Raw genomic sequence first — 13,247 nt, forward strand, 5'->3', positions numbered from 1 at the left:
AACATTACCGTCCTAAACGCTTTTTTTGATAGCGATGAAACCACTGTGCAAACCATAGCGCTAAAAATGCCACACTTAAAGATAAGACAATCAACCTTTGAATCGCAGTCTCAGTATCGGGTTGTTGCATCAGGCTATACATGGCCAAAGGTAAGGTTCTTGTTTCATCAGAGATATTGCCAACAAAAGTAATGGTGGCCCCAAACTCACCTAAACTACGACAAAAACATAAAATGGCACCAATTAAAATGCCACTGCTGGCAAGTGGCAACGTGACATGAAAAAATGCCCCTAAAGATGAAGCACCTAATGTCTTTGCTGCCATTTCTAAACGTTGATCGACTAGCTCAATCGCTAAACGAATTGATTGCACCAAAAGTGGAAAACCCATCACTGCCGAGGCAAGAACTGCCCCTTTCCAGTTAAATGCGAACTCTAATCCTAAAGGTGCTAAGTATTGCCCAATAATGCCGCGGTTTCCAAAGACTTGTAATAGCAAATAACCCGGCACAACTGGAGGCAGTACTAATGGTAAAAAGACTAATGTTTCAATGAATGACTTACCCCAAAACTCTTTACGCGCCAATACCCAACCTACAAAAATTGCAGGCATAATACTGACGACAAGGCAACTTGCTGCAACCTTACAAGAGAGTTGAAGAACGCTGAGCTCTTCTGGGGTTAAAGAAAACATCATGGTTTTGCTTGAGTCAACACGCTAAAGCCATATTTTTTAAAGACAGCTTTGGCTTGATTGCTTTGTAAAAATTGATAGAATTTTGTTGAGTTCGAATTCTTTTTGACAAGCCCTACTGGATAAATAATTGGCGAATGGGTATTTTCTGGAAATACACCTACCACAGTTACATCTTTACTAATGGCTGCATCGGTTGCATAAACAATACCAACCTGACATTCACCACGTGCCACAAAGTTTAGAGCTGCTCGAACATCTTCTGTTTCAACTAACTTTGGCTCACTACGGCTCCACCAACCTAAATTGGTAAATGCTTGTTTAGCATATTTGCCTACAGGCACACTTTTGGTATCCCCTGTACAAATCTTCCCTGTAAATACTTTATTCGGATCGGTAGTTTTATCCAATTTAACCTTTAATGATCGTCCTTTCGGAGTAATCAGTACCAATCGATTACTTAATAAATTTAAACGATCATTTGCTGCGACTAATTTTTTATTTTGTAGATAATCCATCCACTGGGTATCGGCTGAAATAAAGATATCGGCTGGTGCCCCAGCTTCAATTTGTTTAGCTAATGTCGATGAACCTGCATACGAAGTTTTAACTTCTACTTTATTCTGTTTTTCGTAAATTTTTTCTAAATCACCAATCGCATTCGTTAAGCTCGCTGCTGCATAAACAGTAACCGATTCAGCCTTGGCTGGAACATTAAAGACCGATCCTATGCTGAGCACCGAACAGGCTAAAGCCAACTTTTTTATCTTCGTATAACTTACCATTATGTTTACCTTTTTGTCGTTTTTTGCAGCGATATATACCCAAGAATATAGCGATAAGCATAGACGATGAAAAGTAGAAATTATTTATAAAGATAGATATTTTTTCTGAACAATTAAAAATTATAGTTAAGCAAAACTGATTCGCTCTTAAATTCTTTGATTTATAAAATATTTCTCATCTTATTTCTTTAAATAACTACTCATAATTTGATAATCATGTTCTAAGGCTTGGCGAGCATTCACTTCCATTTGCCGGTATTGTTGTAAGACTTTCTGACCCAAAGCTGTGATTGCTGCCCCACCGCCATGTGTTCCACCCGTTTGAGTTTCAACTAAAGCTGTTTCAAAGCACTGATTCATGGTATCGACCAACTGCCATGCACGGCGGTAACTCATATTCATAGATTTAGCAGCTTGAGAAATTGAACCCGTTCTCTCAATTGCTTCAAGTAACTCTGCCTTTCCTGGACCAAATGCAATGTTTTGCTCTGAAAGAATTCTGATTTGTAATTTTAATTTGTTTTCTTTCATAAGCTTAACTCACAAGGTTTGACTTTATACTCTTTAGGATTATAGGGAAGTTTAAGAAGATAAGACACCATACAAATTTAGAATTCTCAGTAATGCCTTGAAAATAATTTTATTAAAAAATCAAAACTGCACAAAGTGGATAAAGATCTGGAAAAAACGGATAGAGGTAAAGGCCTAATCGCGGTTCAATCAGTTAAAAGCTGAATGAATAGGATTGAGCAAATGACCTCATCTAATTTAAAACAATGGAATGATTTTGTAGATGGATGTATCGACTTCCGTCCTAAAGATGGCGTGTTTCGTATCGCACGCAATATGTTTACCGAGCCTGAACTATTTGACTTGGAAATGGAACTTATTTTTGAAAAGGTTTGGATTTATGCATGTCACGAAAGTGAAATTCCAAACAATCATGATTTCCTCACTGTTCAAATTGGTCGTCAGCCGATTATTGTGAGCCGTGATGGTAAAGGCGAATTACACGCCATGGTCAATGCTTGTGAGCACCGCGGCGCGACATTGACACGCGTTGCTAAAGGCAACCAATCTACATTTACTTGCCCATTCCACGCATGGTGCTACAAGTCAGATGGCCGTTTGGTCAAAGTAAAAGCACCGAGTGAATATTGCGAAGATTTTGATAAATCAAGCCGTGGCTTAAAGCAAGGCCGTATTGCCAGCTATCGTGGATTTGTATTTGTAAGCCTTGATACTCAAGCAACAGATTCACTAGAAGACTTTTTGGGCGATACAAAACTGTTTCTTGATTTAATGGTTAACCAGTCACCAACAGGCGAACTCGAAGTATTGCAAGGCAAATCATCTTATACCTTCGCAGGTAACTGGAAGCTACAAAATGAAAATGGCCTAGATGGCTACCATGTAAGTACTGTTCACTATAACTATGTCTCTACAGTTCAACATCGCCAACAAGTGAATGCATCAAAAGGTGCAGAACTTGATACGCTTGACTATAGCAAGTTAGGTGCGGGTGACTCCGAGACTGATGATGGCTGGTTCAGCTTTAAAAATGGTCATAGTGTGCTGTTTAGTGATATGCCGAATCCAACAGTTCGTCCGGGTTACAGCACCGTTATGCCTTATTTAGTTGAAAAATATGGCGACAAATATGCTGAATGGGCAATGCATCGTTTAAGAAACTTGAACTTGTACCCTAGCCTATTCTTTATGGATCAAATTAGTTCACAGCTTCGTATTGTTCGCCCTGTCGCTTGGAATAAAACTGAAGTCATCAGTCAGTGTATTGGTGTTAAAGGTGAATCTGTTGAAGCACGCCGTAACCGTATTCGCCAGTTCGAAGATTTCTTTAACGTGTCAGGTCTAGGTACACCAGATGATCTAGTTGAATTCCGTGAACAGCAAAAAGGTTTTCAGGCACGACTTGAACGCTGGAGCGATATTTCTCGTGGCTGTCAGTCTTGGGAATATGGCGCGACCAAAAACTCACAAGATTTAGGCATTCAACCAGTCATTACTGGCCGTGAGTTTACCCACGAAGGACTCTATGTAAACCAGCATGGACATTGGCAACGTCTAATGCTCGATGGCTTAAACAAGAAAGCGCTGAAAATGCAGGATATTACTTTCGAAAACAATGCCGTAATGGATGAGGTGTAACCATGTCACAAGAACTATATTTTGCTGTATCTCAGTTTTTGTACAAAAAAGCAGAACTTTGTGATGCTTATGACTGGGATGCCTATTTAGAACTTTACGATGAAGATAGTGAATATCATATTCCACAATGGGTTGATGACCATAACTATGTTCAAGATCCGAATCAGGGCTTGTCTTATATTTATTATGCGGACCGTACAGGGCTTGAAGACCGTGTATTCCGTATTCGTACAGGAAAAGCAGCTTCTGCAACGCCATTACCACGTACATTACACAGCATGAATAACATTCGAGTTAAAACACTTGATGATGGTCTAATTGAAGCAAAAGTTGCATGGCAAACACTGTATAACCGTCAAGGTTTAGAAGGCTGTTTTTACGGACATGCTACTTATCTTTTACGTCAAACAGCAGATGGTTTCCGCATTCGTCGTCAGCACAGCATTTTGCTGAATGACAAAATTGATTCCGTTTTAGACTTCTATCACGTTTAAGGGGAATGAAAATGGGACATTCAATTGCACTTAACTTTGCCGATGGCAAAACCTTTTTCATTTCGGTAAATAACGACGAATTGTTGCTTGATGCAGCAGTTCGTCAGGGAATTAACTTACCGCTAGACTGCCGTGAAGGTGTTTGTGGTACATGTCAGGGACAGTGTGAAACAGGAATTTATGAACAAGAATATGTCGATGAAGATGCATTAAGTGAACGTGATTTGGCCGAGCGAAAAATGTTAGCTTGCCAGACGCGTGTGAAATCCGATGCAGCTTTTTATTTCGATCATGATTCTGCCATTTGTAATGCTGGCGATACCTTAAAAATTGAAACCAAAGTTACCGCGGTTGAGCTGGTTTCTGAAACGACAGCAATTTTGCATCTTGACGCGAGCAGTCATGCTGAACAACTTCAGTTTTTGCCAGGTCAATATGCTCGTTTGCAAATTCCAGATACTGAAGATTGGCGTTCTTATTCTTTTGCAAACAGACCAAACGCAACCAATCAATTGCAATTTTTAATTCGCTTATTGCCAGACGGTGTCATGAGCAATTACTTGCGTGATCGCTGTCAGGTTGGACAAACTCTATTCATTGAAGCACCACTAGGTAGTTTCTATTTGCGCGAAGTACAGCGACCACTGGTTTTTGTGGCAGGTGGAACAGGATTATCAGCTTTCTTGGGAATGCTTGATAACTTAGTTGAGCAACCAAACTCACCTGCAGTTCAGTTGTACTACGGCGTAAATAATGAAACTGATTTATGTGAACAACAGCGTTTACATGCCTACGCAGAACAGCTTCCAAACTTTAGCTATCACCCGATTGTGACTAAGGCAACGGAAACTTGGCAAGGTAAAGCGGGTTATATTCATGAGCACTTAAATAAAGATCAACTAGCTGAACAGGCTTTTGATATGTATTTATGTGGCCCACCGCCAATGATTGAAGCCGTAAAAAATTGGTTAGATGAACAAGCTCTGCAAAACTACCGGATCTACAGCGAGAAGTTTTTACAGAGCAATACATCACGTTGAAAATATAAATAGCTTAAGTGCAAATAATTTAAAAACCACTAAACCTGAAATGATTCAATATACTCTGTAAGGGGTATATTGAATTTTTATTTAAAAAATTAAAAAAACCTTTATATTCAATAGTATAAAATAATAAATTCCGACAAAATAAATTGACCAGTTCGCTTGGATTTGTTATAAATTTTGATAGATCTTAAGGAATAAGATCACGATGAGATTAACTTATAGCACCTTTTATATCCCTATATTCTCTTTCTCGAATGTATTAAATTGATGGACTAGATCCGAACTAAAAATTTGAGAAAATCACATTAATTAGCGGTTAAATTGGTCTGTATTTTGCTTATATCTCATTGTAATTTGCGAGTAACTTAATTTTTTAAGTGCCGTATTTACTTGCTGCACAGCGAAGTTTTAAGGCTTCTGAAACACAAGTAAATACAGGAGTGAGCCAAAAGGGATAAATATGAACCAAGCCAACTCCCCAGAACTCAGTGGACGACATTTTCAAAATGAGTCTATCTTTACCAATCATAATTTGGTGTTTGATCATCACGATTTAAGCGAAACCTGCCGAAATGTTGGGCAAATTTTTAAACCGCATGATCTTAAAATCTCACAACAGAAGCAAGATTTCAGTGCAACTATGCACCATGTTAAAACAGGTGCCCTGTCTATTAGTCGCTTGGAATATGGCGCGGATGTCATTATTGAACCAGATCATCTGGATAACTTTTACCTAATTCAAATTCCAACTCAAGGCTACGCAGAAATCGAGTTTGGTTCACAAAAGTTTATTTCTTATTCTCAAGTTGCTTCTCTTATTTCCCCTCAGCAATCTTTACGTATGCGCTGGCACGCGAACTCACCGCAGCTCATTTTAAAAATTTCAAAGGATGATTTTACTTACCATTGCCGTCAGCACATTGCTGATTCAGAAAACAACTTACTCGTTTTTGACCCCAAATTAGACTTTGCTACCCAAAGTGGAGCCTATTTTTTACAGCTCGTTAGAACCTTGATGGATGCCTTAGCATGCGAGCAACATCCGCTTCATCATCCTCTAGCCTTTAAACAATTTGAGTCAAATCTGTTTAATGCACTGATTTACGGTCAACCTAATAATGCATTACATAGAGTTGATCATTATAAAGAAAAAACGGTCTCTCCTTATTTCGTGAAACGCACAGAAGCCTATATTAAAGAACATTTACATGAGCCACTTAACGTCGAAATTTTGGCTGAACATGCAGGCGTGAGTGTAAGAAGCTTATTTACTGGTTTTAAAAATTATTTGGGGACGACCCCAATGTCTTATCTAAAAGAATTACGTTTTGAACAAGCTCATTTAGAGCTTATGCATAATGAAAATCTATCAGTAACAGATGTCGCATTTAAATGGGGATTTAGCCATTTAGGCCGTTTTTCTCAAGAGTACAAACGCCGTTATGGTGAGTTACCTTCGTCTACTCGCCGTTCTGGTTACAGTGAAGGTTCAAGCTTAATTACTTCAAATTTTTCTTAAAACAAATAGGTAAAAGCCTTTTATATTTATTGATATAAAAGGCTTTATTTATGACTCAGAAATGATGGACATAGCGAACTTGTAGTCGTGTGCCCTCTGGACGGTTTTGGGCATCTTGCTCAAAATAAGCATTTGCAACAAGGTGATCATTTTTAGAAAAGCTATACATTGCACCTGGGCCAATTGCCCAGACTTGTTCACGTCGGCCTTTTACTTTTTCACCATCAACTTCAGTATCTGTGATTTGTTTTAGCCAATAGCCATTTAGTCCTAAACGGAACTGTTCGGTAATGGCATAGTCCGTTGCAAAGTTTGCATGAATCGCTTGCCCTGCCTGCATATCATTTGCTCCAGCAAATGTATAGCTTGGGTCATCATTTTTAAAGTTATAAAGATAATGGATACGCGTTGAAGCTGTCCACTTTGGATTAAACCAATATGTTGCAGCCCAATAAGGATCAAATGAAACGGCGTTATTACTTGGATTAATATCTTTTTGCTGGTCATATTCGCCAGTAGGTAAATTAACCTGAAACTCAAAACGATGCACAAACTTCGGCCCTTGTGCGCCCATGACTGGATCGAACTGAATAAAAGGTCCGATCATAAGGTCACCAAAACCACTTTGGGCCTTAATTCCAGCATTATTCAAGCCATCATCCATGTCCATTTTGCTGACAAAGGGAATTAAAAAATTCATGCCTAGACTGGCTTTATCTTTTACTCGGACATTCGATAAATAACTAATCTGTTCAACCAGTACTTGATAATTTAAATCAGTTTTAGGTAAACTGAGTTTTTGCCCCTCGCGATCAACCAATTTATTGCTATCGTAATTTTGAAAATAGGTTTGAGCATACCAGCCGGGTCCTGCGGGTAAACCGCCATCAAGAAAGCTGGTCATACCTAAGTTTACAGTCGGTAAATCATAGGCATGTGTAACCAAAGGCAAACCCAACAATGTCCCTGCTAAAAAGCCATGTTTAATTAAAGTGCTTTTCATCTTCTTATTTCCTATAAAAAAATCACGACCGGATTGATCGTGATTGTGGTGAATTAATGTGCTAATTCTGGATGCTCAGCGGCAATCCGATACTTTCCTGCGTGGAATACCAATGGTTCACCTTGGCGTTGTTGGTATTGTTCAATTTGACCAATAAAAATCAGGTGATCTCCACCCTCATACTGATTTACATTTCGGCAAACCAAGGTTGCGAGTGCATCGGATAAAATTGGAACGCCAGCATTGCATTGCTGATGGGCAATGCCGGCAAATTTATCGTCAGCACCTCGAGCGAAATGCCCAGAAAGCTGATGATGCTCCTGTGCCAACATGTGAATGGCAAAATATTCAGCTTCAACAAAATCAGACAAACTTGGCGCTGTTTTTGAAAGGCTCCACAAAATTAATGGTGGATCTAAAGACAATGAGGAAAAAGAGTTTGCTGTCATTCCTATCTTCCGACCATCTTTACCACGGGTTGTAATCACTGTAACCCCAGTTGCAAACTGACCAAGTAAATTACGGATTTCTCTTGGGTTTTCAGCATTAATCGCTTGTAAGCCTTGAGTTTCAATTGTATCCATTTTCATATCTCCCTTTGCTGTTTTGCCCTTAAGCCACTTTTGCTGCGGTTTTTAAAGCCATGAATGTTTGAGCCTGATCCGCATCAAACCACCAAGGAGCAAAGGCACGAGGGTCATCAAAGTTATTGGCCATAATGGAAGCAATGCTCTGGTTTTGGCTTGCAGCTGCTAATAGCTCAACGACATGCGGTTGTGGAGGTACGAGCAAGCTATTGGTCCAAGCCACCACTTTTTCTGCATAAGCCCAATAACGCTCAAAGGTTTGAACCATCCATTGTTCGCTAAAACCTTGATTATCATTGGCTAAAATGGCATCGAAATAGATTTTGCTACACTTAGCAGCATTGTTTGAGCCCTGTCCAGTAATCGGGTCATTGACTACCAATGCATCTGCCATACCAAAAATTTGCTTGCCAGAAGGTAATGTCAAAATTGGTTTGCGTACTGTCGGCGGGAAACGCCCTGCCAAATATCCGCCTGCATCGGTTAGCTCAACATTTGTGCAACGTTCATATTCCCAAGGCACAAATTTCTTGAGTAAATCCAAACTACATTGCAGATGCTGTTCAGGTGTTTTGACATCTTGCCAGCAGTCCATTGGTCCATTTGGAATACCTTCAAACACCATAATGTCGCAAGGCCCATTCACGGTAAGTGCTGGAAATGAAAAGTATTCGCCAACTTCGGGAATAATATTAAAAGTCACACGAGAGTATGGCGAAATTGGCTTCATGTTTTTGACATAGGTCAATGCCAAAGCGCGCTGTGGTTTATCAAAGACACTGCGTGCATCATCACGCTCAAACTGTTTAACGACTTCACCTTTACCAGCCGCGAGTAATACAAGTTCGTAGTCGTTTGCGAGTTGTTCTAATTCCTCTATACCTACATCCTGAATCACCAATCGACCGCCACGGCGTTCAAATTCTTCCATCCAATATGGCATTTTGACGCGTTGATCGACCGATTGAGCGTAGCGTTCAAGACGAGCACTCCATTCAAATGCTTTACCACCATTTTCAGGGTTAACTAAAGCCAGCCCAATGCCTTCCACTGCTGGACATTGTTCTTCCCAAAAATTTAAACCTAAGTCACGTTCAGTTTGTAAAGCGGTATGAAACATACACTGGCTTGACATGACTTTACCTTGACGGATTTCATCGGCAGTTCGGTTGGTAATCATTGTCACTTCATAACCTGTATCTAGTAAGGCCAAACCAAGCTGTAAACCAGACTGTCCTGCTCCAACAATTGCAATACGGCGCATAATCTTCTCCATAATTTTCTAAATGTGCTTTTAAAACGCTGTGCTATTCGGCTAAACGTGGAATAGCGGGCTGTGATCCTTCAGGGCCCATTACTGAATATCCGCCATCGACCGCATAATCTGCTCCGGTGACAAAACTCGCAGCAGGTGACAATAAAAACAAAACAACATTGGCGACTTCTTCGGGATGACCCAATCGGCCTAGCAAGTGATAATCGGCTGCCACGCTATCGGCTTTTTCACGGTTATTGCCACTGACTTCTGCAATCACACGAGACCATGTCCAACCTGGTGAAACTGAGTTGACACGAATGCCATCGGCGGCAAAATCCATTGCCATGCTTTGTGTGAGTTGACGTATTGCGGCTTTAGACACTGGATATAACCAGCGCCCTGTTTGAGCCACTTTGGCAGAAATGGAAGTAAAGTTAACGATTGAACCTTGCTGCTTTTTTAGGTCATTGTAAAAAGCACGGCTCAGTTCAACTGTAGAGACCAAATTAATATCGAGTGCTTGTAACCAGTCCTGACGTGAGGATTTAAAACCGTCATCTAAATATGTACATGCCAAATTGACCAAGTAGCTCACTTCACCTAAATGTTGGTGAATATCCGCTACAGCTTGTTGAATAGCCGCATCACTGGTTAAATCGGTTTGAATAAACATCACATCATGGTTAAAGCTTTCCGCAATCGCTTTGCCTTTGGCATCAATATCTAAAATAGCGACATGAGCACCTGCACTAACTAAGGCTTGCACAACTGCTTTACCGATCAAAGTTGCTCCACCGCTCACCACCGCAACTTTCCCTTTTAAATCTATATTCATTGCAGATACTCCTTAATTGACTGGCTTGCCTTCGCTACTTGACCAAGATGGCATCAAAGTATTTGAAGGAAGATCTTCATCAAGAAGTTTTCGTGCGGTCTCAACGCCTGCAACTGGTAAGCCTGTTGGGTCTAATAAACCAATTTGAACGAGCACGGACGCTTGATCCCAATAAATATGCTCATGGCAAAGCTTTGACCCTCTAAACTGGATCACACCTAGCATTGGAATTTCTACATATTTACCAGTAGGCTTTACACCCGGTAATAACCAGTCAATTTCAGCATCGTGGGTGAAGCTCATAATGAATTCGTCCACCACTTGCGTTGAACCAACCGTACGAGAGATAGACGTGATCTTCATATCTTTCGGGTTTTGATGAACAAAATGGTACTGATAAAAACGGGCAAGCTGGCTGTGGCCTACACCACCCGTTAAGGTAGGAATATGGTTGACATACGGTTCTGCGACCATCGTTGCCATAGTTGCTGGTACATCACGCGTATCAAACTCATGACGAATATGCTCTTCCCATAGCGCAACTAGGTCATATTTCGGCCCAATCGTTTCATGTAGAGCTGTTACTGTACGCTCGTGGGCAAAGCGCGCTGAAGGTTTGTGGTAATGATTGCTTTTTGGGCGTGCAAAAGCATGATCAACACCTTCGTAAACATAAGCTTGTACGTTTGAATATTGGTTGGCTGCATCGACAATCGCTTGTCTCGCATCTGGCGGTGTAAATTGGTCCAGTTCTGCAATATGTAAAACTAAGCGCCCTTTTACGTTGGCTAACTCATCTAAGGCTTTTTCAATACCTACACCATAATAACCTACGGCACATGCCACTTCAGAAAGTCGACAGCCTGCCAGATAAGCAAGCTTTCCCCCCAAACAATAGCCCACCACACCAAGGCCTGTAGTTGTGTCGCATTCTGGTCGAGTCTTTAAAAAAGATAAGCTGTCTTGAATATCTTCAACACCGAGGTTTTCGTCATATTGCTGATAAAGTTCAAAAGCTTTTTGAAAGTCTTCTGGGGTATAGCCCAATTCGATATTAGGTGCTACACGCCAAAATAAATCAGGAACCAAAACCGTATAGCCTTCTTCTGCAAGAAAGTCTGCCTTTTCCCGCATGGCTGCATTCACACCAAAAATTTCCTGACAAAGTACCACCCCTGGCCCCTTTCCTGTTTCTGGTGTTGCTAGATACGCGCTGAACTGTTTTCCAGATGCAGTTTTAATTTGAACGGTTTGACCAGCCATAGTGTCAACTCCTGACATTGTTATGGCCTTATCTTCTATCCGAATATTTTTTTAGACTGTCCAAAAGCTGCAAGCACTATCCAATCTGTGCACAATTATGAAAAAAGATAGCAATGGATAAAACATATAAAAGAATAAAGTTAATGAATTTCAATATTTTAATATAAAAAATAAAAATGATGCTTTTTATCCAATTTGGAAAAAATGGATGAAGATTAGGACTTATTGGATAGTGACTACTGGCTAAAAATAGTTCAATCAAAGTCATGTAATTAGTTTGATTACATAAGAAAAACTCAGTCATTTTTCTAAATTAAGGCACTTTATTTATGCATCGACCAAAGCCAATTTATGGACACAACAAAACGTTAATGCTCATCAATATTTTATGTTGTAGTGCATTTTCTACTCAGGCTTATTCAGCGGATGAAGAATGGAAATTTACATTAAAAAATGCATATATAGATAGAAACTATGACAACCCAGATGTAAAAGACACGGGTAGCTGGTCCCAATCAGTTTCTCTATTTTATAACTCCAATATGCACGACACGCCGTTAGAAATTGGCGGCACTCCGATTCAAATTGGCGCAAATGCTTCAGCACAGTATGCGGTTCGTTTAAGCCAAGATAAACACGTTGCAGATACGGTATTACCTTTTGATAAAGCAACTCAGTCCCAAGCACCCGATTATTTAAAATATGGTGCAACATTAAAGTTAGGCTATAACAAGACTCTACTGAGCATTGGCGAATTATGGCTAGATTTACCCGTAACCACTGTAGATGCAAGCCGACAACTCCTGACGTCTTATTGGGGAACTAATCTTAAGAGTCAGCTAAACGATAAACTTTTTGCAGAAATTGGTCGTATTGAAAAAGTATCACCGCGAAATGAAGAAGATTTTCATCGATTTTCTTTTACTTCAAAAGGTGTGACTGGCTACTCTGATGGCCTTAACTACATAGACCTGCGCTATCAAATCACTCCTACTTTGAAAGGCGAATATTACTTCGGAAATATGGAGGATTTATATAATAAACATTATGTGGGAATAGACCACATATGGAAAAACTCCAATTTTTCGATCAATTCAAAATTCAAATATTTCAATGCCAAAGATAATGGAAATCTTTTCGACATCGATGCGCAAAATGTAGGTTTATTAGAAACGCTCAAAGTAAAAAATCACAGCTTTGGTTTGGGTTATCAGCAAATTATTGGTGAGTCTGCTTACCCGTTACCAGATGGTTTCTTGCCTGAAACTTATTTCATTAACTGGAACACCACTGGCTTCTTCAAACAAGATGAAAAGTCTTATCACTTCATCTATGGCTATGACTTTAAAGATTATGTCCCCGGTTTAAATACCACTTTGAAGTATGTATATGGCGATCACTTTAAAACAGCAGATGGCTTAAAAAACAAAGAAAGTGAAGCAAACGTTATTGTCAATTATGCCCTTCAACAGCCTTTTCTCAAAGGTTTATCCCTTCAGTACATCTTTATCAATTACGACGTTAAACATGGAAACGATTTTTCGGAAAACCGTTTCTTTGTTAATTACAGCAAAAAATTTTAATGAGTTAAGGA

General features: G+C 39.8%; 13 protein-coding genes. 5 read left to right on the plus strand and 8 right to left on the minus strand.

From position 1 onward, the window contains the following. Positions 1 to 4: 4 nt before the first annotated feature. The 3 genes from modB to RMB03_RS16090 all read right to left on the minus strand — a co-directional run bounded on the left by modB (position 5) and on the right by RMB03_RS16090 (position 2,010). A complete protein-coding gene (gene modB, locus RMB03_RS16080) occupies positions 5 to 697 on the minus strand; it encodes a molybdate ABC transporter permease subunit (RefSeq protein ID WP_311076913.1) in 693 nt (230 codons plus the stop codon). Next, positions 694 to 1,479 (minus strand): molybdate ABC transporter substrate-binding protein, encoded by a 786-nt coding sequence (modA, locus tag RMB03_RS16085; protein WP_311076914.1) that lies wholly within the window; start codon positions 1,477 to 1,479, stop codon positions 694 to 696. Before modA ends, modB begins: the two co-directional genes overlap by 4 nt. A 180-nt stretch (positions 1,480 to 1,659) precedes the next feature. Then, positions 1,660 to 2,010: a LysR family transcriptional regulator gene (locus RMB03_RS16090; RefSeq protein WP_311076915.1), complete on the minus strand. Its 351-nt coding sequence runs from the start codon at positions 2,008 to 2,010 to the stop codon at positions 1,660 to 1,662. Between the two features lie 222 nt (positions 2,011 to 2,232). Between RMB03_RS16090 and antA the strand changes: the two genes are divergently transcribed. The 4 genes from antA (at position 2,233) to RMB03_RS16110 (ending at position 6,707) form a co-directional block, all read left to right on the plus strand. Then, positions 2,233 to 3,648 carry an anthranilate 1,2-dioxygenase large subunit gene (gene antA, locus RMB03_RS16095; protein WP_311076916.1) on the plus strand — a complete coding sequence of 472 codons (1,416 nt, stop codon included), beginning with the start codon at positions 2,233 to 2,235 and terminating at the stop codon, positions 3,646 to 3,648. A 2-nt stretch (positions 3,649 to 3,650) separates the two neighbouring features. Beyond that, positions 3,651 to 4,142 carry an anthranilate 1,2-dioxygenase small subunit gene (antB, locus tag RMB03_RS16100; protein ID WP_311076917.1) on the plus strand — a complete coding sequence of 164 codons (492 nt, stop codon included), beginning with the start codon at positions 3,651 to 3,653 and terminating at the stop codon, positions 4,140 to 4,142. A 5-nt stretch (positions 4,143 to 4,147) separates the two neighbouring features. Continuing rightward, a complete protein-coding gene (antC, locus tag RMB03_RS16105) occupies positions 4,148 to 5,182 on the plus strand; it encodes an anthranilate 1,2-dioxygenase electron transfer component AntC (RefSeq protein WP_311076918.1) in 1,035 nt (344 codons plus the stop codon). A 466-nt stretch (positions 5,183 to 5,648) separates the two neighbouring features. Continuing rightward, on the plus strand, positions 5,649 to 6,707 hold the full coding sequence (locus tag RMB03_RS16110) for an AraC family transcriptional regulator (RefSeq protein WP_311076919.1): 1,059 nt from the start codon (positions 5,649 to 5,651) through the stop codon (positions 6,705 to 6,707). A gap of 55 nt (positions 6,708 to 6,762) precedes the next feature. Here RMB03_RS16110 and RMB03_RS16115 read toward each other — a convergent pair whose 3' ends face one another. From RMB03_RS16115 to RMB03_RS16135, 5 genes are read right to left on the minus strand one after another with little or no spacing between them, the layout of a single operon-like run. Beyond that, complete coding sequence (locus RMB03_RS16115) at positions 6,763 to 7,710, minus strand: transporter (protein WP_311076920.1); 948 nt, start codon at positions 7,708 to 7,710, stop codon at positions 6,763 to 6,765. Between the two features lie 53 nt (positions 7,711 to 7,763). Continuing rightward, positions 7,764 to 8,294, minus strand: coding sequence for a flavin reductase family protein (locus RMB03_RS16120; protein ID WP_311076921.1), 531 nt, complete (start codon positions 8,292 to 8,294; stop codon positions 7,764 to 7,766). A 28-nt stretch (positions 8,295 to 8,322) separates the two neighbouring features. Next, complete coding sequence (locus RMB03_RS16125; protein ID WP_311076922.1) at positions 8,323 to 9,561, minus strand: styrene monooxygenase/indole monooxygenase family protein; 1,239 nt, start codon at positions 9,559 to 9,561, stop codon at positions 8,323 to 8,325. 43 nt (positions 9,562 to 9,604) lie between these two features. Further along, complete coding sequence (locus RMB03_RS16130) at positions 9,605 to 10,390, minus strand: SDR family oxidoreductase (protein ID WP_005047192.1); 786 nt, start codon at positions 10,388 to 10,390, stop codon at positions 9,605 to 9,607. 12 nt (positions 10,391 to 10,402) lie between these two features. After that, entirely contained in the window at positions 10,403 to 11,653 is a 1,251-nt protein-coding gene (locus RMB03_RS16135; RefSeq protein WP_311076923.1) for a dienelactone hydrolase family protein, read from the minus strand. 371 nt (positions 11,654 to 12,024) lie between these two features. Here RMB03_RS16135 and RMB03_RS16140 point away from each other — a divergent pair, with 371 nt between their 5' ends. Further along, entirely contained in the window at positions 12,025 to 13,236 is a 1,212-nt protein-coding gene (locus RMB03_RS16140; RefSeq protein WP_409070624.1) for an OprD family outer membrane porin, read from the plus strand. The last annotated feature ends 11 nt before the right edge of the window (positions 13,237 to 13,247 follow it).

The organism is Acinetobacter sp. V91_7, from assembly GCF_031799075.1.
GTDB classification, from domain to species: Bacteria; Pseudomonadota; Gammaproteobacteria; order Pseudomonadales; family Moraxellaceae; genus Acinetobacter; species Acinetobacter calcoaceticus.

What these genes read in the sequence shown, in the direction of transcription:
- antB (WP_311076917.1), top strand. Translation starts at nt 3,651, where the DNA reads ATGTCACAAGAACTATATTTTGCTGTATCTCAGTTTTTGTACAAAAAA.
- antA (WP_311076916.1), top strand. Translation starts at nt 2,233, where the DNA reads ATGACCTCATCTAATTTAAAACAATGGAATGATTTTGTAGATGGATGT.
- RMB03_RS16135 (WP_311076923.1), bottom strand. Translation starts at nt 11,653, where the DNA reads ATGGCTGGTCAAACCGTTCAAATTAAAACTGCATCTGGAAAACAGTTC.
- modB (WP_311076913.1), bottom strand. Translation starts at nt 697, where the DNA reads ATGATGTTTTCTTTAACCCCAGAAGAGCTCAGCGTTCTTCAACTCTCT.
- RMB03_RS16120 (WP_311076921.1), bottom strand. Translation starts at nt 8,294, where the DNA reads ATGGATACAATTGAAACTCAAGGCTTACAAGCGATTAATGCTGAAAAC.
- RMB03_RS16110 (WP_311076919.1), top strand. Translation starts at nt 5,649, where the DNA reads ATGAACCAAGCCAACTCCCCAGAACTCAGTGGACGACATTTTCAAAAT.
- modA (WP_311076914.1), bottom strand. Translation starts at nt 1,479, where the DNA reads ATGGTAAGTTATACGAAGATAAAAAAGTTGGCTTTAGCCTGTTCGGTG.
- RMB03_RS16115 (WP_311076920.1), bottom strand. Translation starts at nt 7,710, where the DNA reads ATGAAAAGCACTTTAATTAAACATGGCTTTTTAGCAGGGACATTGTTG.
- RMB03_RS16125 (WP_311076922.1), bottom strand. Translation starts at nt 9,561, where the DNA reads ATGCGCCGTATTGCAATTGTTGGAGCAGGACAGTCTGGTTTACAGCTT.
- RMB03_RS16140 (WP_409070624.1), top strand. Translation starts at nt 12,025, where the DNA reads ATGCTCATCAATATTTTATGTTGTAGTGCATTTTCTACTCAGGCTTAT.
- antC (WP_311076918.1), top strand. Translation starts at nt 4,148, where the DNA reads ATGAAAATGGGACATTCAATTGCACTTAACTTTGCCGATGGCAAAACC.
- RMB03_RS16130 (WP_005047192.1), bottom strand. Translation starts at nt 10,390, where the DNA reads ATGAATATAGATTTAAAAGGGAAAGTTGCGGTGGTGAGCGGTGGAGCA.
- RMB03_RS16090 (WP_311076915.1), bottom strand. Translation starts at nt 2,010, where the DNA reads ATGAAAGAAAACAAATTAAAATTACAAATCAGAATTCTTTCAGAGCAA.